General features: G+C 54.1%; 21 protein-coding genes. 3 read left to right on the top strand and 18 right to left on the bottom strand.

Annotation, left to right across the window (positions count from 1 at the left end):
• Positions 1-21: 21 nt before the first annotated feature.
• The 18 genes from P2R09_RS10520 to otsB all read right to left on the bottom strand — a co-directional run bounded on the left by P2R09_RS10520 (position 22) and on the right by otsB (position 20,956).
• On the bottom strand, positions 22-414 hold the full coding sequence (locus P2R09_RS10520) for a flagellar protein FlhE (RefSeq protein WP_008925370.1): 393 nt from the start codon (positions 412-414) through the stop codon (positions 22-24).
• Positions 414-2,507, bottom strand: coding sequence for a flagellar biosynthesis protein FlhA (gene flhA, locus P2R09_RS10515; RefSeq protein ID WP_008925371.1), 2,094 nt, complete (start codon positions 2,505-2,507; stop codon positions 414-416). The genes P2R09_RS10520 and flhA overlap by 1 nt, the downstream gene beginning before the upstream one ends.
• Positions 2,500-3,648 (bottom strand): flagellar biosynthesis protein FlhB, encoded by a 1,149-nt coding sequence (gene flhB / locus P2R09_RS10510; protein WP_003849164.1) that lies wholly within the window; start codon positions 3,646-3,648, stop codon positions 2,500-2,502. Before flhB ends, flhA begins: the two co-directional genes overlap by 8 nt.
• Before the next feature lie 188 nt (positions 3,649-3,836).
• Positions 3,837-4,478, bottom strand: a complete 642-nt coding sequence (cheZ, locus tag P2R09_RS10505; protein ID WP_003849160.1) for a protein phosphatase CheZ — start codon at positions 4,476-4,478, stop codon at positions 3,837-3,839.
• A 9-nt stretch (positions 4,479-4,487) separates the two neighbouring features.
• Positions 4,488-4,877 (bottom strand): chemotaxis response regulator CheY, encoded by a 390-nt coding sequence (gene cheY / locus P2R09_RS10500; RefSeq protein ID WP_003849158.1) that lies wholly within the window; start codon positions 4,875-4,877, stop codon positions 4,488-4,490.
• 39 nt (positions 4,878-4,916) lie between these two features.
• Positions 4,917-5,966, bottom strand: a complete 1,050-nt coding sequence (locus tag P2R09_RS10495; protein ID WP_003849155.1) for a chemotaxis response regulator protein-glutamate methylesterase — start codon at positions 5,964-5,966, stop codon at positions 4,917-4,919.
• Entirely contained in the window at positions 5,966-6,838 is an 873-nt protein-coding gene (cheR, locus tag P2R09_RS10490) for a protein-glutamate O-methyltransferase CheR (RefSeq protein WP_003849153.1), read from the bottom strand. Before cheR ends, P2R09_RS10495 begins: the two co-directional genes overlap by 1 nt.
• 80 nt (positions 6,839-6,918) lie before the next feature.
• The gene (locus tag P2R09_RS10485; RefSeq protein WP_275769419.1) at positions 6,919-8,595 is read right to left on the bottom strand and encodes a methyl-accepting chemotaxis protein; all 1,677 of its coding nucleotides are present in this window, start codon (positions 8,593-8,595) and stop codon (positions 6,919-6,921) included.
• 105 nt (positions 8,596-8,700) lie between these two features.
• On the bottom strand, positions 8,701-10,263 hold the full coding sequence (locus tag P2R09_RS10480; RefSeq protein ID WP_008925374.1) for a methyl-accepting chemotaxis protein: 1,563 nt from the start codon (positions 10,261-10,263) through the stop codon (positions 8,701-8,703).
• Positions 10,264-10,456: 193 nt separating this feature from the next.
• Positions 10,457-12,130, bottom strand: a complete 1,674-nt coding sequence (locus tag P2R09_RS10475) for a methyl-accepting chemotaxis protein (RefSeq protein ID WP_008925375.1) — start codon at positions 12,128-12,130, stop codon at positions 10,457-10,459.
• Between the two features lie 160 nt (positions 12,131-12,290).
• Positions 12,291-12,788 (bottom strand): chemotaxis protein CheW, encoded by a 498-nt coding sequence (gene cheW, locus P2R09_RS10470; protein WP_003849145.1) that lies wholly within the window; start codon positions 12,786-12,788, stop codon positions 12,291-12,293.
• Between the two features lie 23 nt (positions 12,789-12,811).
• Complete coding sequence (gene cheA / locus P2R09_RS10465) at positions 12,812-14,794, bottom strand: chemotaxis protein CheA (RefSeq protein WP_275770674.1); 1,983 nt, start codon at positions 14,792-14,794, stop codon at positions 12,812-12,814.
• 11 nt (positions 14,795-14,805) lie between these two features.
• Positions 14,806-15,747 (bottom strand): flagellar motor protein MotB, encoded by a 942-nt coding sequence (gene motB, locus P2R09_RS10460; protein ID WP_003849141.1) that lies wholly within the window; start codon positions 15,745-15,747, stop codon positions 14,806-14,808.
• Complete coding sequence (gene motA, locus P2R09_RS10455) at positions 15,744-16,631, bottom strand: flagellar motor stator protein MotA (RefSeq protein ID WP_003849139.1); 888 nt, start codon at positions 16,629-16,631, stop codon at positions 15,744-15,746. Before motA ends, motB begins: the two co-directional genes overlap by 4 nt.
• A gap of 132 nt (positions 16,632-16,763) precedes the next feature.
• Positions 16,764-17,342 (bottom strand): flagellar transcriptional regulator FlhC, encoded by a 579-nt coding sequence (gene flhC / locus P2R09_RS10450; RefSeq protein ID WP_008925378.1) that lies wholly within the window; start codon positions 17,340-17,342, stop codon positions 16,764-16,766.
• On the bottom strand, positions 17,339-17,692 hold the full coding sequence (gene flhD, locus P2R09_RS10445; RefSeq protein ID WP_003849135.1) for a flagellar transcriptional regulator FlhD: 354 nt from the start codon (positions 17,690-17,692) through the stop codon (positions 17,339-17,341). Before flhD ends, flhC begins: the two co-directional genes overlap by 4 nt.
• A 1,042-nt stretch (positions 17,693-18,734) precedes the next feature.
• Positions 18,735-20,171 carry an alpha,alpha-trehalose-phosphate synthase gene (gene otsA / locus P2R09_RS10440; protein WP_003849133.1) on the bottom strand — a complete coding sequence of 479 codons (1,437 nt, stop codon included), beginning with the start codon at positions 20,169-20,171 and terminating at the stop codon, positions 18,735-18,737.
• The gene (gene otsB, locus P2R09_RS10435) at positions 20,168-20,956 is read right to left on the bottom strand and encodes a trehalose-phosphatase (RefSeq protein ID WP_275769406.1); all 789 of its coding nucleotides are present in this window, start codon (positions 20,954-20,956) and stop codon (positions 20,168-20,170) included. Before otsB ends, otsA begins: the two co-directional genes overlap by 4 nt.
• A gap of 453 nt (positions 20,957-21,409) precedes the next feature.
• On the opposite strand from otsB, the gene eptA reads away from it, so the two are divergent.
• Genes eptA through pmrB form a run of 3 tightly spaced genes read left to right on the top strand, consistent with a single transcriptional unit; the run spans position 21,410 to position 24,773 of the window.
• Positions 21,410-23,038 (top strand): phosphoethanolamine transferase EptA, encoded by a 1,629-nt coding sequence (eptA, locus tag P2R09_RS10430; protein ID WP_039660016.1) that lies wholly within the window; start codon positions 21,410-21,412, stop codon positions 23,036-23,038.
• Complete coding sequence (gene pmrA / locus P2R09_RS10425; protein ID WP_003849128.1) at positions 23,038-23,718, top strand: two-component system response regulator PmrA; 681 nt, start codon at positions 23,038-23,040, stop codon at positions 23,716-23,718. The genes eptA and pmrA overlap by 1 nt, the downstream gene beginning before the upstream one ends.
• Positions 23,715-24,773: a two-component system sensor histidine kinase PmrB gene (pmrB, locus tag P2R09_RS10420; protein ID WP_078804498.1), complete on the top strand. Its 1,059-nt coding sequence runs from the start codon at positions 23,715-23,717 to the stop codon at positions 24,771-24,773. Before pmrA ends, pmrB begins: the two co-directional genes overlap by 4 nt.
• The last annotated feature ends 12 nt before the right edge of the window (positions 24,774-24,785 follow it).

Raw genomic sequence — 24,785 nt, 5'->3', positions numbered from 1 at the left:
GGAATCAACGTTGCTGATTCATTATTCGTAATTGACCATCACTTCACTGCTGACCACCCGTAATCCGGGTGGAAGCGCCCCGCTGCCAGCAAAACCAAACACCATGTGCAATGTCTCACCGGCATTCAGATGCGCCAGACCGCGCGTGGTGCCGCTGGCACCTTCAAGCGACGTGCAACGCTGTTCACCGCACAGCCGCACTTCCAGGCCAGAGGGCGCCGGCCTGCTCAGCTCATAGCGCCAGTTAATGATGCTGACTTCCCCACCGACGTCAGCGGGTGGCGTCAGCGGCTGCGCCCGTTGCCAGCTGCCACGGTTCGCTAGTAGCGGTCCGTTAGCCGTGGCACTCCAGGCCCCTCCAGCCGCCTGAGCCATCAGCGGCATCATTAGCAATGCCATGATCAGTCTGCGCATTATTTGCCTCCAATGGTGGCAGTCATACGGATCTGACGGTTATCACTCAGCTCCAGGTTTGAGAGCACCACCAGCTGTGGCAGATTGCGGCGCAGGAATCGCGCCAGCAGCGCACGCAGCGGATGATTGACCAGCAGCACCGGCGGTGCCCCCAGCATCTCCTGGCGCTGCAATGCGGCCTGTGCCTGACTCAACAGCCGGTCGGCCAGACCCGGCTCCAGTCCGCCACCACCCTGCAACGCCTGCAACAGCAGACGTTCCAGCGTTGAATCCAGCCCGATAACCTGCACTTCGTCATTACCCGGGAACCACTGTTGCGTAATCGCACGGCCCAGCGCCACACGGACCACGCTGGTCAGCTCCTGGGGATCGCTCTGCACCGGCGCGTGTTCCGCCAGCGTTTCGATGATGGTGCGCATATCGCGAATCGACACCCGCTCCACCAGCAGGTTCTGCAGCACCTTGTGCAGCGTGGTGAGTGAAATCACGCCTGGCACCAGATCTTCAGTCAGCTTCGGCATCTCCTGGGTTACGCGATCCAGTAGCTGCTGCGCTTCCTGACGGCCAAACAGTTCGCTGGCGAACTGGCCGATCAGATGGTTGAGATGGGTTGCCACGACGGTACTGGCCTCGACGACTGTAAAGCCCTGAATCTGCGCCTGCTCTTTGAGTGCGCTATCAATCCAGACCGCTGCCAGACCAAAGGCGGGATCGACGGTCGCTTCACCAGGCAGACTTCCGGCAGCCGTGCCAGGGTTTATCGCCATCCAGCGGCCAGGATAGGCATCACCGCTCCCAATCTCTACCCCTTTCATCAGGATGCGATAGCGCGCAGGCGGCAGCTCCATGTTGTCACGGATATGCACCACCGGCGGCAGGAAACCGACATCCTGAGCAACCTTCTTACGAATACTGCGGATACGTCCCAGCAGCTCACCGTTTTGCTGATGATCGACCATCGGAATCAGGCGGTAGCCCACTTCCATGCCCAGGGTATCTTCCAGCTGCACATCTGTCCAGGACGCTTCGGTGGCGGCAGGCGTGTCTGCCGGTTTGTTGCTGATGCTGCCTGCAACGTCCACTTTCTTCTTCGGCTGTGCTTCGCGACCACGCAACCACCAGGCCAGACCCAGTAAGGCGGCGGTGAACAGCAGGAATACGAAATTAGGCATGCCAGGCACCAGACCCAGTAAGCCAATCACCCCGGCGCTGAGCATCAGTACGCGGGGATCTTTGAACAGCTGAGTGACCATCTGCTCACCGACATCCTGATCGGTGGCAACGCGCGTCACGATAACACCCGCAGCAGTGGAGATAACCAGCGCCGGGATCTGCGCAACCAGTCCATCACCAATGGTCAGCAGCGTATAGGTTTCTGCGGCATGACCCGCATCCATACCGTGCTGCACCACGCCCACCAGCAGGCCGCCGATGACGTTGATGACCATGATCATGATACCGGCGATGGCATCACCACGAACGAACTTACTCGCACCGTCCATCGAACCGTAGAAGTCGGCTTCCTGGGTCACTTCTGCACGGCGGCGTTTGGCATCATCTTCACCGATCAGACCGGCGTTGAGGTCGGCATCGATTGCCATCTGCTTACCGGGCATTCCGTCCAGCACAAAGCGCGCACCCACTTCCGCGATACGACCGGCACCCTTGGTGATAACCATAAAGTTGATGATCACGAGGATGATAAACACCACGATACCGATGGCGAAGTTACCGCCCACCAGGAAGTGACCGAACGCTTCAACCACCTGTCCGGCGGCAGCGGCACCAGTGTGCCCTTCCATCAGGATGATACGGGTTGACGCAACGTTCAGCGCCAGACGCAGCAATGTTGAGAAGAGCAGAATGGTCGGGAACGCCGCAAATTCCAGGGTCCGCTGGGTGAACATCGCCACCAGCAGGATCATGATCGACAGCGCAATGTTAAAGGTGAACAGCAGATCGAGGATAAACGGCGGCAATGGCAGAACCATCATCGACAGGATCATCAGGATCAGTACCGGCCCGGCCAGTACCTGCCACTGCATATCTTTAAAGCCCGGTAAACGTAGCTTTACGGCCAGGTTATTAGCCATCGTTTTTGCTCTCTCCTGCAAAGTCCATCTCTGCCGGAACCGGCAGGTCTTTTGGTTTGGTTGGAATCAGGCCGCCTTCGCGCTTCCAGCGACGCGACTGCCAGACCCACGCCAGCACCTCGGCCACGGCAGCATAGAGCGCGCCAGGGATGTGCTGACCAATTTCGGTATGACGATATAACGCACGCGCCAGCGGCGGTGCTTCCAGAACCGGGATGCGGTGTTCAGCAGCCAGTTCACGAATTCTCAGCGCGATCTCGCCGGCCCCTTTCGCCACAACTTTTGGCGCACTCATCTTTTTCTCGTTGTACTGCAGGGCGACGGAGTAGTGCGTCGGGTTGGTAACGATGACATCGGCTTTCGGCACATCTGCCATCATTCTGCGTCGCGCAGCGGCGCGCATCTGCTGACGGATGCGTCCTTTAACATGTGGGTCGCCTTCCTGCTGCTTATGCTCGTCGCGAATCTCCTGCATCGACATCTTCAGCTTTTTAAAGTGGCTGTAGAGCTGCCAGAAAACGTCATAGCCCACCATCGGTATCAGCCCCAGCATCACCAGCGAGCAGCAGACCGCAATCATCTCCATGCCGTGGATGAGCGCGGTCACCGGTGCTTCACTGATCAGTCGCAGCATCTCGGGCCAGTGACTCCAGATGTACCACCAGCCCACTGCGCCAACCAGGATAGTCTTGAGGATACCTTTAAACAGTTCGGTCCAGGCCTGAGCGGCGAACATTCGCTTAAAGCCGGCAATCGGGTTCATCTTTTTCGGATCAAACTTGATCGATTTACCGCTGAAAACGATACCGCCCAGCAGCATAGGGGCGGCAATCGCCACCAGCACCAGACCGCCCATCAGCGGCAGCAGCGCCATCAGTGCCTGCGTGATTAGGCTGCCAATGTGGCTGACGATAATTTTGTCATCTCTGACCATGCCGTGGTCAAAACGAAGTCCGGTGGCGACCATCGCCGCCAGCCGGTGCGCCATCATGTTGCCGCCCATCCACAGGATCATGATGCCGGCCAGCAGCATCAGTACGGATGTCAGTTCGCGCGAACGCGGAATCTGGCCCTCTTCACGCGCTTTCTCAAGTCGGTGGGCCGTGGGCGATTCTGTTTTGTCCTCGTCGCTATCAGACACGACAAACCTCGGTTGGCAGGAATTCTGAGCATAGGATGCCAAATCTGGCTTAAGTCAAAGCGGAGATAAGATGGGAAAAACAGGCGTTCTTTCGGGGATGGATCTGACAATGCAGAACGGGGCCACCGGACGGTGACCCTGTTTATTATAATATTCAGCTGTTTCGCCCGCACGCGGGCGAACGACGCTTAAAACCCTAAGCTGTCCAGCAGGTCATCAACCTGATCCTGGTTCGCCACCACGCCTGGTGCATCAGCGTGAATCTGCGGTCCGTTCAGCAGGCTGGTGCCTTCCTGACGCTTTTCAGCACTGACTTCTGGCATGTTTTCCAGCAGCACCATTAACAGCTGGCGCTCAATTTCCTGAATCACATCCATCATACGCTTGATCACCTGACCGGTAAGGTCCTGGAAATCCTGCGCCATCATGATTTCAAGCAACTGCTTGTTGGTAAAGGCGGTATGCTCTGGCACGGCGGTGAGGAATGCGCGCGTATCCGTCACCAACTCCCGCGCATCACCCAGTTCAATTGGGTTCTCAAACCACTCATCCCAACGTCCTTTCAGCTGGGTTGCCCCGGCTTCCATTTTATCCTGATGAGGTTGTGCTGCTTCAACACAGTTCAACGCACGGTCAGCGGCCTGCGCCGTCATCTGCACAACATAATCCAGACGATCGCGGGCATCAGGAATGGCTTCAGCCGCATCGGCAATGGCTTTATCCAGCCCCAGCTCGCGCAGACTGTCGCGCAGCATGCGCGTCAGAGAGCCAATACGTGAAATGATGTCGTGTGCCGCGGCATCCTCAGTTGGTTTCGGAAAGTCGCTCATCACATCCCCTTACATGCCCAGTTTTTCGAAAATTTTACCCAGCTTTTCTTCCAGGGTTGCCGCAGTGAAAGGTTTCACTACATATCCGCTGGCACCCGCCTGGGCGGCGGCGATAATGTTCTCTTTCTTGGCTTCCGCAGTGACCATCAACACCGGCAGCGTACTCATTGCCGCGTCAGCACGAATGGTCTGCAGCAGCTGCAGGCCATCCATGTTTGGCATGTTCCAGTCGGAAATCACGAAGTCGAAACCACCCGCTTTCAGTTTGCCGAGGGCATCCACACCATCTTCCGCTTCTTCTACGTTATTGAAGCCAAGCTCTTTCAGCAGGTTACGCACAATACGACGCATCGTATTGAAGTCGTCTACTACCAAAAAGCGCATGTTTTTATCTGCCATATCTACTCCTGAGTTGTCTCGCCCGGCGGGACGGGCCTGTTAAATACGCAATGCCTGTCCGGCGCTAATTTTCGCCAGCATGTGCTGGCTGATGTTGCTTAAATCTACGACTTCGCTCACGCCGCCCGTGGCAATAGCCTCACGCGGCATGCCAAATACCACACAGCTGGCTTCGTTCTGGGCGATGGTCCAGGCGCCTGCCCGGTGCATTTCCAGCATCCCGGCCGCACCATCGTTGCCCATTCCGGTGAGGATGACCCCCACCGCATTTCGTCCGGCGTTAATCGCCACCGATTTGAACAGCACATCCACAGAGGGTTTGTGCCGGTTTACCGGGGGCCCTTCATTCAGTTTCACCACATAGTTGGCACCACTTCGGCCCAGCTCCATGTGCATTGCGCCTGGGGCGATATAGGCGTGGCCTGGCAAAATACGTTCACCATCTTCGGCTTCTTTTACCGTGATCTGACACAGCTTGTTCAGACGCTCGGCAAAGGAGCGGGTAAACCCTGGCGGCATATGCTGGGTAATCAGCAGTGCCGGGCTGGTTGCCGGTAAGGGCTGCAGCACATGGCGAATCGCCTCCGTTCCGCCGGTTGAGGAGCCAATCGCAATCAGCTTCTCACTACTCAGCAGCGGACCCGCTTTCAGTGTCGCCGGCACCGGCATCGCTGTGCGGTTATGCAGGCGCGCACGGGAAGCCGCACGAATTTTGTCGCCAATCATCTGGCTGTACGCCAGCATCCCTTCACGGATGCCGAGCTGCGGCTTGGTCACGAAATCCACCGCGCCCAGCTCCAGCGCCCTCAGCGTAATTTCGGAGCCTTTTCCGGTCAGCGATGAAACCATCACCACCGGCATTGGCCGTAACCGCATCAGTTTTTCAAGGAAATCGAGGCCATCCATGCGCGGCATTTCCACATCCAGTGTCAGCACCTGCGGATTGAACTGCTTGATCAAATCGCGGGCGACCAGCGGATCGGGCGCCGTAGCGACCATCTCCATATCCGGATGGCTGTTGATGATCTCTGTCATCAACTGCCGCATCAGCGCAGAGTCATCTACGCACATCACGGTGATTTTGCTCATCATCTTTCCTTCGTCAGTCCATAGACGGTTTGCCCACGCAGCCAGAACTCTTTACTGATCTGACTGAAGTTTTCTGAGTGTCCGGCGAACAGGATGCCGCCCGGTTTTAGCAGTGGGACAAACCGACGCAGAATCTTCTCCTGCGTCTCTTTATCGAAATAGATCATCACATTGCGACAGAAAATAGCGTCGAACTGACCCGGCAGCGCCCAGTCATTCGCCAGCAGGTTAAGCTGCGCGTAAGTGACCATATTGGTCAGCTCGGGACGCGCCCGCACCATACCGGCATGCGGACCGGTTCCGCGCAGGAAGAAACGCTGCATTTGCGCCGGTGACAGCGTGCGCAGCTCTTCCTGGCGGTAAACCCCTGCCACCGCCTTTTCCAGTACCTGAGTATCGATATCGCTGGCATGAACCTGGAACTTGCCAGGTCCTGTGCCCAGCGTTTCCGCCAGCGTCATGGCGATCGAATAAGGCTCTTCACCCGTTGACGCTGCGGTACTCCAGACGCTGAAGTTGCCCTGTCGCTTACGTGCATGCTCCGCCAGAATCGGGAAGTGATGCGCTTCGCGGAAGAACGCGGTCAGGTTGGTCGTCAGCGCATTGATAAAAGCCTGCCACTCGGCACTGTTTGGATCGGACTCCAGCAGCGCCAGGTAGCGACCAAAATCGTCGATATTCAGCGTACGCAGACGACGAACCAGACGGTTGTAAACCATCTCACGCTTGTGGTCGGCCAATACGATGCCGGCACGCTGATAGATCAGCTGGCTGATACGGCGAAAATGCGTATCGGAGAGCGGCAAACGCTGCACCATTTGCGACAGCAGCGTTGTCGTCTCATTTTGATCTAAAATCGTCGATTTTTTCATCTCTGCACCTGGCCCGAACTTAATACATTAACTGTCTGCTGCGATGCCCGGCGCTGTAACAGCGACCGGACCACGGGCGTTTAAAAGGTTTCCCAGTTGTCGTCGCTGCGTGACGCAGACGAACGACCAACGGCTAACGGTGCATCTAACTGGAGAGTTTTCATCGCCGTTGTCTTGTTAACGGCCTGAGCGACAAATTCTTTACCAATATTGAACACTGACACCGCTTGTTTTAAGTGACTTGCCTGATCTTCGAGCGCTGCAGCGGCGGCGGCTGACTCTTCAACCAGTGAGGCGTTCTGCTGTGTAACGCGATCCATCTCGGTCACCGCAAGGCCCACCTGGTCAATGCCACGGCTCTGCTCGTCTGACGCGGAGGCGATCTCACCCATGATGTCAGTGACGCGGGTAACCGCGCTGACGATGTTGCTCATGGTGTCACCGGCACTCTCTACCAGCACTGAGCCGGTATTAACGCGGCTAACGGAATCTTCAATCAGCCCTTTAATCTCTTTGGCGGCCTGGGCGCTACGCTGTGCCAGGCTGCGGACTTCACCCGCCACTACCGCAAAACCGCGACCCTGTTCTCCGGCACGCGCGGCTTCAACCGCGGCATTCAGCGCCAGGATGTTGGTCTGGAAAGCGATGCCATCAATCACGCTGGTGATATCGGCAATCTTCTTAGAGCTGCCCGCAATCTCTTTCATCGTGGTGACCACACCATCCACCACTTTGCCGCCCTGCTGCGCGGTTTCTGAGGCAGTCAGCGCCAGCTTCGACGCCTGACGGGCGTTTTCAGCATTCTGTTTCACGGTTGCGGTCAGCTGCTCCATGCTGGCGGCAGTCTGCTCCAGCGAGGCGGCCTGCTGTTCCGTTCGCGAAGAGAGATCGTTATTGCCGATAGAAATTTCGCTGGCACCGGTATAGATGGCGTCGGAGCCATCACGGACAGTGCGAACGGTACGCACCAGCTCCTGCTGCATGTGCTGCAGTGAAGTCAGCAATTCGCCGATTTCATTTCGTACGTTAATCTCCACCGGCTGGGTCAGGTCACCACGTGCAATGTGCTGGATGTGCTCAATGCTCTGACGCAATGGACGGATCAGCACTGAACGCATCACGTTCCACACCAGAACAATCATCAGCAATGTCACGGCCAGCGTGGCAATAACAATGGTGATAGAGCGGCTGTAAGCCTGCTGGTTTGTTTTTACACCCTCCTGTGCCAGCTCTTTGTTGTGCTCAAGCCAGGCGGTGTAATCTTTCTGGAATTTGTCCTGGAAACTCTGCGTAGGCTGATCGACAAAACCTTTGAAGTTACCGGTCGTGAAGAAGACCATCAGTTCTGCCAGGGCATCGTGATAGGCCTTATAGTTCGCCTGTAACGTCAGGACGTTTTCAGCTGTTTTGCCCTTTTCTGACAGGTTATCGTTGAAAATCTGATAGCTGGCTTCGGCCTGTTTCAGTTCCTCGCCCGCCAGGGCGACCAGATCTTTCACGCTGGCTCCCGACCCCGACATCTGTGCATCCTGCAAAAAACGGATACCGGCGCGGTTAAGGGTGTTGCGCGCCTGAACAAGCGAAACCCATGAGGTGCCCATCGCCTGTTGCAACGTATTCAGACGCTGGTTATAAGCAAAATTCTCTTTATCTGAGCTGACAGTTTTGAAAAACATTCCGCCGGAAAAAATCTGCAGCAGCGCAAACAGCGCCAGCACACACAGCAGGCCGGAAACGACTCGTACACGACTAAACATACACACCTCATTGGTTGGCGATTCGTGTTTATTTATCGGCGGAGTCAGGGGGAACTTTATGCATGGCAGCAGCTTAAAGCCGCTGCCATGGTGAAAAGCAGGAAATCAGGCGCGGGAAATTTTGAATACTGAGACTGCCTGGGTCAGAACGCTGGCTTGCTGCTCCAGAGCGGCGGCGGCGGCGGCAGACTCTTCAACCAGAGAAGCATTCTGCTGCGTCACGCGATCCATTTCAGTGACGGCCACGCCGACCTGTTCAATACCGCGGCTCTGTTCATCAGACGCTGAGGCGATTTCGCCCATGATGTCGGTAACGCGGGTCACGGCACCCACAATCTCATTCATGGTACTGCCGGCGCTCTCAACCTGCAGTGACCCATCGTTAACGCGAGAGACGGAGTCTTCAATCAGGCCTTTGATCTCTTTTGCGGCCTGGGCGCTGCGCTGTGCCAGGCTGCGCACTTCACCCGCCACCACTGCAAAACCACGCCCCTGCTCACCGGCCCGCGCGGCTTCAACGGCGGCATTCAGCGCCAGGATATTAGTCTGGAAGGCAATACCGTCAATCACACTGATGATGTCAGCAATTTTCTTCGAGCTGTCCGCAATCTCTTTCATCGTGGTGACCACGCCATTAACCACTTTTCCGCCCTGCTGTGCGGTTTCGGAGGCGGTCAGCGCCAGTTGCGACGCCTGACGGGCGTTGTCCGCATTCTGCTTCACCGTGGCGGTCAACTGCTCCATGCTGGCGGCAGTTTGTTCCAGTGAGGCGGCCTGCTCTTCGGTTCGTGACGACAGGTCGTTGTTACCGGCGGCGATTTCGCTGGCACCGGTAAAGATGGCATCTGAGCCATCACGGACATTACCCACGGTCATCACCAGAGACTGTTGCATCTCATGGATGCCTGCGGCCAGCTGGCTCATCTCATTGCGTCCCTCAACCACAATAGGCTGAGTCAAATCACCGGAGGCGATAGCACGAATCTGTGCCAGAAGCTGTTGCAGGGGCTGAATCAGCACCTGACGCAGGCCAAACCAGCAGATAATAATCACCGCCAGTACCGCAACGCCAATGATGGCCAGCAGCCACATCATCTGGGTGTACGCGTTGTGGTTCTGCTCCATGCCCTTGTCGGAAAGTGCAGTCTGCAGCGCACGCCATTTATTGTAACTCTCCTGCATCGCCACCTGCTTCTGTTCGATGTTCTGTTTGAACATCCCTTCCAGGTCACGTGCCTGCAGACTTTTTACCATCGCTTTCAGGCCGTTTTCATAACTGGCGTAATCAGCTTCAAGCTTGTCCCCCAGCGTCTCGTCAAGACCGGCTGTGGTAGGCAGATGGTAATAGATTTTGAAGTGACGATCGGCCTCTGCTAACTGGTTATTGGCTTTGGAAATGAGTTCATCAAGCTGACCGCCGTTCATCTGCGATGCCATGCTGGTCTGTAATCGAAGCATGCCGCGGTTCAGCGTGGTACGGCTGTTGTTTAAAGAAATATAAGCATCTGTCATCTCAGTAACATTACGATTAGAGACCTGAGACAGCGCGAAGGAAGCTTTGTCTTTATTAAGTGCTGACCAAAAAAGGCTGCCAGAGACTAACTGGAGCGCGCCAAAGATAACCAGTACTGCGATTAAACTGGTTACCACTTTTATTTTTTTTAACATCTTGTTCCCCTGCAGGTTGATTAAGGTGCAGCGGCTATATCGGCGACCCTTCAGGATTAATTAACGCTTTTTGGTGCTTTCAGGAGAGAAGTGGCTTTTGTAATTATTTTTATCAGCATGAGCTGCTGAGTTTGGCTTTAAGCAGAGGAATAACGGGGAGGGTTGCGCATCCCTCAGGATGCGCAACGGGACATCAGAAGGTTTCCCAGTGGGTATCACTGACGGGGGCCGTCAGGGCTTTGCGGGGGATCTGCGCAACCGTGGCTGGCGCGGCAATCGGCAGATGCTTTGTCAGTGTCTGCTGCACGGTGCCGCGTGTAATGTTGAACACAGACACGGCCTGGCTTAACCGGCTGGCCTGGTCTTCCAGCGAGGCTGCCGCCGCAGCGGATTCCTCCACCAATGAGGCGTTCTGCTGGGTCACGCGATCCATCTCGGTGACCGCCTGACCGACCTGATCGATACCACGGCTCTGCTCGTCCGACGCCGAAGCGATTTCACCCATGATGTCGGTGACGCGTGTGACTGCACTGACAATATCGCTCATGGTTTCGCCCGCGGTGCCAACCAGCTGCGAACCGACGTTGACCCGGCTCACGGAGTCATCGATCAATCCTTTGATCTCTTTTGCCGCCTGGGCGCTGCGCTGCGCCAGACTGCGCACTTCACCCGCCACCACAGCAAAACCGCGACCCTGTTCTCCGGCACGCGCCGCTTCAACGGCCGCATTAAGCGCCAGAATATTGGTCTGGAACGCAATCCCGTCAATCACGCTGGTGATATCGGCAATTTTCTTCGAACTGCCGGCGATTTCGCTCATGGTTTTCACCACGCCAGCCACAACGTTCCCGCCTTTCTCTGCGGTTTCGGAGGCGCTGAGTGCCAGCTGTGACGCCTGGCGGGCGTTTTCAGCATTCTGTTTTACCGTGGCGGTGAGCTGCTCCATGCTGGCTGCCGTCTGCTCAAGTGAGGCCGCCTGTTGTTCCGTGCGGGCGGAGAGATCATTATTCCCGGCAGAGATCTCGCTGGCGCCGGTGAAAATCGCATCCGATCCTTCACGTACATTGGTTACGGTGCGCACCAGCGACTGCTGCATATCATGCAGGCTGGCCGCGAGCTGGGTCATTTCATTGCGCCCTTCCACCACGATAGGCTGGGTTAAATCGCCCCGGGCAATATGCTGAATGTGATGAATGCTGCTGTTCAGTGGCGCCATCACGATTTTGCGCAGGCCAAACCAGCACAGCACGATCACCGCCACCACGGCAGCCATAATGGTAGCGAGGATCCACATCATATGGCTATAAGCACTGCTGTTCTCTGCCACGCCCAGTGTAGTCAGCCGACTCTGGTCGGCTCGCCACTCGCGGTACAACGTCAGAAAGGCACTCTGGCTCGGTGCAACCGGGGCTTTGCCCGCCGCGACCATATCATTGACCTGCAGCGCGCTCTGCAGGCTGTTAAGCGCGGCCGCATAGTCGCCGTATCGCTGATCAAGCTGGTCGTTAAGTTGCTGATCCTGTCCTGGCGTATCTGGCGTTTCTTTGAACGTCTTATAGAAGCCCTCTGCCTCCTGCTGGAAGCGCTGACTGTCTGTAAACAGCGTGGCAACATCTGCTGTTTTGCCTTCCAGTTTACTGGTGGCGAGACGGAGCTGAATGCGTGTCAGTAATACACGGCTCTGGTTAAGGCTCATATAGGCATCATTTAGCGCCTGCGTATTTTGCATCGCCAGCTGAGAAACAGCGAAACTTTGCTTATCGTGACTTAATGCGGAGTAAAAGACGGAACCGGAGAAGGCCTGTAACAGCCCAAACACCAGTAATACCAGCAACAGACTGGTGACAACACGGATTTTCGTTAACATGCGTAACCCTGAAAAAAGGAGGTAATCAAAAAAGTGACGCAGGGATTATCGGCAGGTGATGGCGGGAAATTAGGGGGAGTCGCTTTATTCTTTGATTTTAAAAGGCTTGTTCACGATGCAACTATCACGGGCCAGTGTTAACCAGCCCGTGATAACCCGATTACGCGCTACGCAGATTATCAACCAGCGCCATCTCGTCGCTGCTCAGCAGCTTTTCGATGTCGACCAGAATCAGCATGCGATCGCCCAGCGCACCCAGACCGGTCATGTACTCGGTCGACATGGTCACCGCAAACTCCGGTGAAGGTCGGATCTGGTCCTGAGTCAGCGACAGCACGTCAGAAACGCCGTCAACCACAATACCAACCACACGATTTTCCAGATTCAGCACGATAACCACAGTGTTTTCATTGTACTCAACATCGGGCTGCGCAAACTTCACGCGCAGATCGATAATGGGCACGATGACACCGCGCAGGTTAGTCACTCCGCGGATAAAATCAGGGGTATTCGCAATACGTGTTACCTGATCGTAACCGCGAATTTCCTGAACTTTGAGGATATCGATGCCGTATTCTTCGTCGCCCAGCGTGAAGACCAGAAACTCCTGACCCACAGTTTCGCCAGCAATTTTTGTCACGGTTGCCATTCCATTCATGTTATTTACCCTTTCGTTATCAATCAGGCGGCAGCGCCAGCCACACGTTTTTCACGGTTAAGTGATTGCAGTGCTGAAACATCGACAATCAGCGCTACGCTACCATCGCCAAGAATGGTGGCAGCGGAGATGCCCGGCACTTTGCGATAGTTACTTTCCAGGTTCTTCACCACCACCTGATGTTGACCAATCAGCTGATCGACCAGCAGCGCATAGCGTTTGCCCGCGCTTTGCAGGATCACCACGATGCCCTGAGTGGCTTCGGTTTTAGCATCCTGCACATCAAAGACGTTCCACAACTCAACCAGTGGCAGATATTCACCACGGACTTCCAGTACGCACTCGCCACCGGCCATCGGTTTGAGATCTTCGGCACGCGGTTGCAGCGACTCCATCACCGCATTCAGCGGCAGAATAAAGACTTCATTGGCGACGCGAACGGACATGCCATCAAGGATGGCCAGCGTCAGCGGCAGCAGAATACGAATGGTCGTGCCTTTGCCCTGCTTCGAGGCGATTTCAACGTGACCGCCCATCTCCTGAATATTTCGTTTCACCACGTCCATACCGACGCCGCGTCCTGAAACATCCGTCACCTGCTCTGCTGTAGAGAAGCCTGGGGCGAAAATCAGCATGCCGACCTCTTCGTCGCTCATGTTCTCATGAACGGGCAGGCCTGATGACAGCGCTTTTGCAAGAATACGTTCACGGTTCAGACCGGCACCATCATCAGAGACTTCGATGCAGATATTGCCACCCTGATGTTCCGCTGAAAGCGTCAGGTTACCGGTTGCCACTTTACCGGCGACAAGGCGTTTCTCTGGCGTTTCGATACCGTGGTCAAGACTGTTACGCACCAGGTGTGTTAATGGATCAATGATGCGTTCAATCAGGCTCTTATCGAGTTCGGTTGAACTGCCCAGCAATGTCAGTTCGACCTCTTTGCCAAGTTTGCTTGCCAGGTCACGCACCAGACGCGGGAAGCGGCTGAAGACATATTCCATTGGCATCATACGAATCGACATCACCGATTCCTGCAGATCACGGGCGTTACGCTCCAGCTGACCCATGCTGTTCAGCAGGTCGCCGTGCGCCACCGGATCGAGTTCGCCGGAACGCTGGGCGAGCATTGACTGGGTAATCACCAGTTCGCCCACCAGGTTGATCAGCTGATCGACTTTCTCCACGGCTACGCGGATGCTGGTGGATTCGCTTGATTTAGCCGGCGCCGCAGCGCGCTTAGTTTCACGCTTCGCCGCTGCCACAGGCAGTTCGGTGACGGTCGCGGTGTGAACCTCTTCCACCACAGGTGCGGCGGGGGCCACGACGGCAACCGGTGCAGCAACCGCGTCATCAGCGGCCGGGAAGCGAATTTGCGCTTCGTCAATGACGAAACAGAGCACCGCCACGATGTCATCTTTACCGACGCCATCAATGCAGACGTCCAGCATGTTGCTGCCCTTCTGCACATTGGTCAGCGTGCCCAGATTACTCATCTCTTCCAGCATCAAATCGACCTCTTTCTCTTTGAGATCGATCAGCTGTACACGCAGGCCGCTGGTGCTGGCGGGCTCTGCGCTGGCAGTGGCAACACTGGCCGGTGCTTCAACCGGCAGACCTTTGGCCTCTAACGCCAGCTGGCGCAGCGCTTCACAGATATATTTGAAGCTCTCCGCGTTAGGCTCCTGCGCGGTTTTATAAGCATCGAGCTGTTCCTGCATAATATCTTTGGTTTCCAAAAACAGGTTGATGATGTCGGTGCTGAGCTGCATCTCGCCGCGACGAGCACCATCCAGAATGTTTTCCAGGATATGAGTCGTTTCCTGCAATACCGTAAAACCAAAGGTTCCGGCCCCACCCTTTATGGAGTGAGCGGCACGGAAGATGGCGTTAAGCTGTTCCGAATCTGGCTCCTGTGGGTCCAGACCCAACAGGTGTTGTTCCATATCCGCTAATAGCTCATCGGCTTCATCAAAAAACGTCTGGTAAAAATCGCTGATGTCCATACTCACGGGAATCACCTCGGCTGTGAGGGGGCTGCTGTATTCACCGCGCTGCCTGGTGTTGCAGGTGCGGTAATCTGTTCAATCGCCGCCGGATCGCTGATCTGGACGGCATCACTTTCTGCGTTCTCTTTTTCAATTGCCGCTTCGGTGTCGTGGTTCAACACCAGCAGGCTAATGCGGCGGTTCACTGCATCATTCCCGCCACGATTTTTCAGGCTCATGGTGTCGGCCATGCCTAACACCCGTAAAATCTTGCCACTGTCCAGACCGCCAATAACCAGTTCACGGCGTGAGGCGTTCGCACGGTCAGCCGACAGTTCCCAGTTGCTGTAGCCTTTATCACCGCTGGCATACTGAAAATCGTCGGTATGTCCGGCCAGGCTGATGCGGTTCGGAATGTCATTAAGGATGGGCGCTATTGCACGCAGGATATCGCGCATATAAGGCTCCACCTCGGCCCGACCGGTTTTAAACATCGGGCGATTCTGACTGTCGATAATCTGAATACGCAGCCCCTCTTCCACCATGTTGATGATCAGATGCGGGCGCAGCGTTTTAAGGCGCGGATCCGCTTCGATCAGCTGGTCGAGCTTTTCACGTAAACGGTTGAGACGAATCTCATCCAGCTTGCGTTTCTGGGCATCCATATCGACAACTTTATTAACTTCGCCAATCTTTTTGGTCGGATCGTCACCGCCGCCAGGGATTGGACTGGTACTGTCGCTGCTGCGTTGACCACCGGTAATCGCAACTTTAAGGGGTGTTTTAAAGTAGTCTGCAATCTGCACCAGCTCCTGCGGGTTGGCGATAGAGAGCAGCCACATCACCATAAAAAAGGCCATCATCGCCGTCATAAAGTCGGCGTAGGCAATCTTCCACGATCCGTGGCTGCCTTCATGGCCTTTATGTTTGCGCTTTTTGATCAGCACAATTGGGCGATTGCCGTGTTTCATGAAGCCTCGTCTGACGTCTGTTTAGCCGGGTTCTTGGCGTTACGCACGTGCTCTTCCAGTTCGCTGAACGATGGGCGCTCGGCGGAATAAAGCGTCTTGCGACCAAACTCCACCGCGATTTGCGGCGCATAACCATTCAGGCTCGACAGCAATGTCACTTTAATGCACTGCATCATCTTGGTGGTTTCCGCACACTTCTGGCGCAATACTGACGACAGCGGGGAGACAAACCCGTACGCCAGCAAAATGCCAAGGAAAGTCCCCACCATCGCATGCGCTACCAGCGCACCCAGCTCAGCGGCCGGACGGTCAGCAGAAGCCAGTGCGTGAACCACGCCCATTACTGCTGCGACGATACCGAATGCAGGAAGACCATCACCTACTGCAGCAATACTTTGCGCTGGTACGTCACACTCATGTTCGTAGGTCTCTATCTCTTCATCCATCAACGCTTCGATTTCAAAGGCGTTCATGTTGCCGCTCACCATCAGACGTAAATAGTCAGTGATAAAATCGACTAACTGTTTATCGGCAAGAATACGAGGATAATTAGCAAAAATTTCACTCTGGCTCGGATCTTCAATATCCCGTTCCAGCGACAGCATCCCCTGCTGGCGCGACTTCGCCATCAGGCGATAAAGCAGCGCCATTAAATCCATGTAAACGGCTTTATTGTATTTGGAGCCGCGAAATAATTTAGGCAGCGCTTTCAGCGTTTTTTTAATCGACTTGCCATTGTTGCCGACTAAAAAAGCACCCGCACCGGCACCGCCGATCATTAATAATTCAGCAGGCTGATAAAGCGCGCCCAGATGGCCACCTACCAGCGCATATCCGCCCAACACGGAGCCTAAAACAATCAGGTAACCTATAATTATCAGCACAAAAAATCCTTACGTCCGTAACGTGTTGGTGGAAGTTAAGCCAGAGAGCTGCAGGTGCTATTCCTGAACCGCAAGCAAAAAAAAAGCAGCGGTATTAACCGCTGCTGGATGGCTTCCACAATGCGAACAAATTTAAACGGCGTGTTTAACCTGTTCATCCAGCAGTTGTGGAAACATATCGGCAGGTTCTGCAGAAAGTTTACGTCTTTTTACGGCACGTGATGGCGGCTGGCACAGGCTGCAGGTAAAGCTGCCAACCGGCTGATGCGCATGGTTAATAAAGCTGCCGCTGCAGCTCTTACAATCCGCCAGTTCCAGCATACCGCTATCAACAAATCGGACCAGGGTCCAGGCACGAGTCAGCGCCAACAGAGGGCCCTCGTCCGATTGAGGACACTGTTCAAGATACAGGCGGTAAGCTTTAATCACGGCATCTACGCCGCTGCACAGGCCAGTTTTCAGTAAAAACTTCCAGGCATTACAGAACATCGAAGCATGGATGTTCTGCTCCCACGTCATAAACCAGTCCGTGGAGAACGGCAGCATGCCTTTCGGTGGCGGACTGCCACGTAATTCTTTATACAGCTTGATCAGACGACCACGACTGAGCTGGGTTTCACTCTCTAACATCTGTAAGCGTGCACCCAGTGTGATCAACTCCATTGCGAGCTGAATATCACGTGCTTCCTGAACAATACTTTTCTCACTCATGACATTGCTCTCTTTTTAGCTGGCGCATCATCTTTAGACGCATTACGCAGTAAACGGCTGGATAATAAAATTCCTGTATGGATTTGTTGTAAATCATCCACGCGAGATTCCTGCGTCAGCCGACTAATGCTGCTGCTGTCGGTAAAACGAAACTGACAAACCAGTTGATTGGTTTCTGCCATTTTTACCATTTCAGGCAATGTTAATTCAGATAATGCGTTCGCCATTTTTTCGTCAATGCCGAGGCGAAACATCGCTGAGGCTTTATCCTGGTTAATTAAGCGCTGTGCCAGCAGTAAATAAGACAAGTTGAGATCGTAAATATGTTTCAGTACTTCAGAGGTGCCCATTATTTTTCCATCCTGAGAGATGCGACGTAACTGTATCGCAGAGAAAACTCTGCGGTTCGAGCTGCTGTTTGTTAAATCAAAAGATGGCAAAAAAAACTTCACATATAATTAATGTCACCGTTTTCGCCTTCTGTTTTTTGTGGGTTTCAGACCCACCGAAGGTCGAAAATCCATGCCATTCTATTTTCGAGTTCTGGACATCTTCCGTGACATCTTCTTACGTTTTTTAGGACTAATCCGAAAACAAGGCAAATCTATATCGTCTGATTTCGACATACAACGACAGTGACGCGTAATTTTAGATAAAGTGTGACGCAGGTCACACTTTTAAGGCAAATTTCTTCAGCAACCCTTTACGATCTCTTACCGACTGGTCATTTTTCGCTCAAAAAAGAGCAATTTTAAGTCCAATTGGTCCTGAGAAAGGTTTAATAGGGGGTAAAATCATCGCTATTCGACGCTTTGAGCAGTCAGGAATGAATATGGGGTGTTAATCGTTTTAACACCCTATTTAGAACCAGCCAAACACGCGTTATCAGAAGATTGTGCTGGCAGGCGATGCGCGTAATTGCTGTTAAATTAGTTACTTAACGGGAGTATCGCAGCAGGTAAGTAATGAAACCGTTAAGGTTTATACGGCAGTACGCGAATTTTCTGACAACGGGTGTTAACAGTTGCAGAGATGTGTCCGGGCTGAGATATCCGATGTAACAAGGGGTTACATAAGAATGTCGAATGAATTAACGAGGAGTTATAGGTTGGCACTAACACTATCGGCAGCCTGCCGGAAAACTTGAGTAAAGAAGGTAAATAAAGCGGCAGGGGCCGTGCTGAAGGGGTTTGGGACATGGTGGGCGTTGCAGGAATTGCGGAGATTGCAGGAATCGCGCCACTCTGCGTACTCTCGGCAGGCACTATCGCATGCTTACCACATAGGGTCCATAACAGATGCGGAGCGGCTTTTCTGTGAGCGGTACCAAAAAAAAGCAGCGAAACCCTGACTCAGGTATCACTGCTTTTATCATCTTAACCTGGACTCAGATCAAGCCAGTTTTGGGAAGGTTGCAACCTTGTTGGCCGTGTTATGGTCAACGCTACGTGGGTCGATGCGTTCCAGGTCTTTCAGGAAGCTTTCACGCCATGCGGTAATATCATTTTTACGCAATACCGCCATCATGTCGTTGTAGCGTGAAATCCTTTCGGTACGCGGCATGGTAATCGCCTTGTCCAGTGCAGCGGCCACTTCATCACGGTCATAAGGATTGACTATCAGCGCAGAGGTCAGCTCATTTGCTGCCCCGGCAAAGCGCGACAGCACCAGTACGCCTGGATCGTCCGGGTCCTGCGCAGCAACATACTCTTTAGCCACCAGGTTCATCCCATCACGCAGCGGCGTCACCAGACCGACATCGGTGAGGCGGAAGATCTTCATCAGCAGGCGACGGTCGAAATGCTGGTTAAGATAGTAGAGCGGGGTCCAGCCCAGCGTTCCGTACTTACCGTTGATGCGCCCTGCTTCGGTCTCCAGCTGATGACGGATATCCTGGTACGCCTGCACATCGCCACGGGAAGTTGGGGCGATCTGCGAATAACGGATCTTGCCGCGATGCTCCGGGAAGTTTTCCAGCAGCGCTTCATAAGCCAGGAAACGCTCCGGAAGACCTTTGGAATAGTCGAGACGTTCGCAGGCAATGATGTTGCGCGCATCGCCAAGCTCTTTCTTCATGGCAGCCATTTTCGGCGGCAGCGGTCCTTCGGCCATCTCTTTAATGCTGTCTGGCTCAATCCCGATTGGATACACCTCCGTCATAAAGGTGTTGCCAAAGGCACGATGCTTTTTGTCGCCCTTATTCTGCAACTGCGTGAGCTGGCTGACGCTGTCAAGGAATGCCACCCGATCGGATTCGGTCTGGAAGCCCAGCAGGTCATACTCACACAGCATTTCCAGCAACTCTTTGTGTGGTGGCAGCGCGTTAAAGATTTCAGGCGTCGGGAACGGAATATGCAGGAAGAAACCGATGCGGTTATTGATGCCTGCGCGACGCAGTGCGGCGGCAAACGGTAAAAAGTGATAATCGTGGATCCAGACAATATCATCAGGCTTGATCAGCGGTTTTAAACGCTGCGCCACCGAATCATTGACGTCGCAATACCCTTCCCACGCTTCACGCTGGAACTGCACCAGGTCGAGGCGATAATGGAAGGCAGGCCAGATTACTGTATTGGAGAACTGACAATAATAGAGATCGTAATCGTTTTGGCTCAGCGGGAACGAGGCATATTCGATACCTTCATGTTCCTGAACCTTAACGTCCTCTACCTCTTCGCCAGTGAACTCGCTGATTTCACCGTTCCAGCCAAACCACATTCCACCGGTGCTTTTCAGAGCATCGAGAATGCCGACGGCCAGGCCGCCAGCACTGGTTTTAGACCCATCTGGCATGGCGACACGGTTAGAAACAACCACTAAACGACTCATAACCTAAACTCCTTACCGACGTTGTCTTGCTCTAATAGTAATAATGTTTTTTCCAGCCAGCCGTAAACCGCATCGACATCACTAAGCCGATAATCGGCCTGGCTGTACCCTTCGCCGACTTTGATAGAGACGCCCTGTCGTTCGTTGACGGCCAGAAAGCCCTTCTCATCAGTGAGATCGTCGCCAATAAAGACCGGCGTACGTCCGGCAAAAGGGGACTGCTGCATAAAGTCGCCTATTGCGGCGCCTTTATCGATACCTGATGGTTTGATTTCTACCACACATTTTCCCGGCTGAAGCGCCAGTCCCGGGAAACGCTTTACTGACTGTTCGGCCAGTCGCATGACATCCTGCTCATGCTGCATCGCCTGACGATAATGAAGCGCAAAGGCCATGCCTTTGATCTCCATTTGAGTGCCTGGCCACGCGGCCATGGCCGCCTGCAGTTCGGTTCTGAGCGGTTGCTCAACCTCAGCTGGCAAGCTGATGCGATGCAGATTACCTTCGGCATCACGGCGCTCAGCACCATGCACACCCGCGGCCGGGCCGTGCAGAGGCGCGGCCAGCGCATCAAGTTGTTCTATGGGTCTGCCAGAAACCAGCGCAAGTGCACCCTGTGAGAGCGCAGAGAGTCGCTGCAGTTGCGCAATGACCTGCTCAGGAATAAATACCGCTTCGGGACGGAACTGTATCGCTGCCAGCGTGCCGTCGACATCAAAAAAGAAGGCGTATTGCCCGCTGCTTAATGTCGGGTACCTGGCATGGGTATCTGCCGCTTGAGTCACGTTACTTCTCCTGAAAATCGAATTTTAATAAAACATTGAGTTAAAACAAGAATGTCCTGACGCAGTCAGGTCAGCAAGCGGGAAATTCTGATAAAACGGTGATTGAGGGATAAAATGCGGTGATTGAATAGGTCACTCTCCTCAAACTTGCAAGCGCATTGCTGACAATACTGGCTAACTGAGAACATCTTCACATTAAGTGTAGTCATTAACAGGGGTTATGCCAGAAATATGCAGTTTTCATGCCAGCCGCTGCGGTTAAGACAGCATAAGAGCGCACTGCACATCTGTTTTTTTTAGCTTTACGGGCCTTCGCCGATCCACTGTTCGCTGCGGCCGTTGTTGTATCGCTGCCTCACCAGCCAGCCACATTCAAACCTTAAGTTTCTTAAGGTATTCCTAATATTGAAAGTGCATTCTCGTGACACTTTTATTACTTTGGTTCCTGCTCACATGGCGTTAACCCTTAAAAGGCCGCTAATCAGCCGCCTTACGTTGTTGATTCTGGCTGCGGTTTACATCGCGATTTTCCTTAATATTGCCTATTACCGTCAGGTTCTGACGATAATGCCGCTGAACGACCTGCATACCACGCTGGTGTTTTTATCGATGCCGCTGGTCGCCTTTAGCGTCATTAATATCGTGATTACACTGGCCTCGTTTATCTGGCTGGATCGCCTGCTGGCCGTGCTGTTTATTCTGCTCTCCGCGTCGGCACAATATTTTATTCAGACCTATAACATCGTGGTCGATCGCTCGATGATCACCAACATGATGGACACCACGGCTTCGGAATCCTTTGCGCTGATCACGCCAAAGCTGCTCGTGACCCTGCTTAGCTCAGGGGTGCTGATGGCGTTGCTGGTGTTCTGGCCGCGAATCAAAAAGCAGCGGTGGCGCGGCGTGCTGGCGCGACTGCTCAGCGTGCTGCTCTCAGCCGCACTGATCGTGCTGGTCGCCCTGCTCTTCTATAAAGATTACGCCTCGCTATTTCGCAACAACCGCGAGCTGGTTAAAGCGCTTAGTCCTTCTAACAGCATTGCGGCGACGCTCTCCTGGTATAAACACGAGCAGCTGCAGAACGCGCCGCTGATCCGTATCGGTGAAGATGCCCACCTGCAACCCAGCCGCAGCAGCGGCAAGCCGAATCTGACGATTCTGGTGCTGGGTGAAACCTCACGCGCGCAAAACTTCTCGCTGGGCGGTTATGGCCGTCTGACCAATCCCTTACTGGCGAAAGATGATGTGATCTATTTCCCGCACACCACCTCGTGCGGCACCGCTACGGCGGTTTCCGTGCCCTGCATGTTCTCTAATATGCCGCGCGCACATTATGATGATGTGCTGGCCGCGCACCAGGAAGGATTGCTCGATGTCATTCAGCGTGCCGGGATCAGCGTGTTGTGGAATGAGAACGATGGCGGCTGTAAAGGTGCCTGCGATCGTGTTCCACATCAGGATATGACCAGCCTGAACCTGCCTGGTATGTGCATTGAGGGTGAGTGTTATGACGACGTGCTGTTCCACGGTCTGGATGAATACATCAGTCAGTTAAAAGGCAATGCGGTGATCGTGCTGCACACCATTGGCAGTCATGGTCCGACTTACAGCCATCGCTATCCGCCGCAGTTCCGTCAGTTTGAACCGACCTGTGATACCAATCAGATACAGGACTGTTCGCAGCAACAGCTGATCAATACTTATGACAATACGCTGGTCAATGTGGATCATATTGTCGATAAAGCCATTAACGTACTGCGTGCGCATCAGGATCGCTTCACCACCAGCCTGGTCTATCTGTCAGACCATGGCGAATCGCTGGGTGAAAACGGGGCTTACCTGCATGGCCTGCCCTATGCTATTGCACCGGATACCCAGAAACATGTGCCGCTTCTGATCTGGCTTTCCGATGATTATCAGAAACGCTATGCCGTTAATCGCAGTTGCCTGAATAAACTGGCGGCGACAGACGAATTTTCACAGGATAATCTGTTTTCAACCATGCTGGGATTAACCGGCACCGCGACTCACGAATATGTGCCAGCGGATGATATTTTGACGTCGTGTCGGAGCCAACCTTAATGAAGATACTGATTGTTGAAGATGATGCTCTGCTGTTGCAGGGTCTGATACTGGCGCTGGAGGGTGAAGGCTATGTCTGTGATGGCGTGACGCGCGTGCGGGACGCTGAAGCGCACTTCGCCAGCGGCCTCTATAGTCTGGTGGTGCTGGACCTTGGCCTGCCGGACGAAGATGGCCTGCATTTTCTGATACGACTGCGTCGCCAGAAGCAGATGACACCCGTGCTGATTCTGACCGCGCGCGACACCATCAACGAGCGGATTGCCGGACTCGACGCGGGTGCTGACGACTATCTGATTAAACCGTTTTCGCTGGATGAGCTGCTGGCGCGTATCCGCGCATTGATCCGCCGTCACGTTAATCAGGGCGACAGTCATGTCAGAGTGGGTGCGCTGGCGCTGGATATGACCCATCGCCAGATTATGCTTAATGACGTGCTGCTGGACCTGACACCTAAAGAGTTTGCGATTCTGTCACGGCTGATGCTCAAGGCTGGAAATCCGGTGCACCGTGAAATTCTCTACCAGGATATTTACAACTGGGAGACCGAGCCTTCTACTAATACGCTGGAAGTACATATCCATAATCTGCGTGACAAAATTGGTAAAAGCGCTATTCGCACCGTGCGTGGCTTCGGTTATGCGCTGGTAACGCAGGATGGCGTTCGTGAGGCAACATGATAAGAGGTTTCGATCACCGTAGTATGCGCTTTCGCCTCATTCTGGCTATCGGCCTGATTCTGCTGGTCTTTCAGATCATCAGCGTGATCTGGTTATGGCATGAGAGTAAAGAGCAGATTCAGTTTCTGGTGGAAGCGCAGTTGCAGAAACGTAACATGGACAGTCACGTTAAACGTGAAATTCATGAAGCGGTAGCCAGCCTGGCGGTGCCTAGTCTGGTCATGATTACTCTGACGCTGTTGCTTTGCTATCAGGCGGTAAAATGGATTACCCGGCCGCTTTATCAGTTGCAGCGTGAACTGGAGAGTCGCAGCGAAGAAAATCTCGAGCCTGTCGCCTGTTACAGTCAGGTCCATGAGATCGATGCCGTGACCCAGGCGATCAATCAGCTGGTCGCGCGTCTGAACAGCAGCCTCGAGCGCGAGCGGCTGTTCACTGCTGATGTGGCGCATGAGTTGCGAACGCCGCTGGCGGGATTACGTCTGCATCTGGAATTAATTGAGCGTAATAGCGATGTCAAAGTTCAGCCGCTGGTGCAGCGCCTGGATCAAATGACACACAGCGTGTCGCAGTTGCTGAATCTGGCGCGTGCCGGGCAGTCGTTTACCTCTGGTACCTATCAGAACGTCGGGCTGATCGAAGATGTGATCCTGCCGATGGAGGCGGAGCTGAGTATCATGCTGGAGGCGCATCAGCAGACGCTGTTGCTCAATTTGCCGCAGGAGCAGTTTGTGCGCGGTGATGCCACGCTGCTGAAGATGTTGTTGCGTAACCTGGTAGAGAATGCTCATCGCTACAGCCCGGATAACAGCACGATCAGTGTGCAGTTGCTCTCTGCTCCCGACCTGATGTTGGTGGTGGAAGATGAGGGACCCGGTATCGATGAGAGTAAAAGTGGCGAGCTGAGTAAGGCATTTATCCGCATGGACAGTCGTTACGGCGGTATCGGACTTGGGCTGAGCATTGTCAGCCGTATCGTCCAGCTACACCGGTTTCAGTTTTTCCTGGGGAATCGTCGCGACCGAAGCGGGTGTCGGGCCGTCGTTAAATTTTAAGCAGTAAACCAG

The sequence above is a fragment of the Pantoea sp. Cr_R13 genome, from assembly GCF_029222565.1.
GTDB classification, from domain to species: domain Bacteria; phylum Pseudomonadota; class Gammaproteobacteria; order Enterobacterales; family Enterobacteriaceae; genus Pantoea; species Pantoea eucalypti.
Note: the sequence above shows the minus strand (reverse complement) of the source record. Positions and strands in the feature narration are given on the sequence as shown.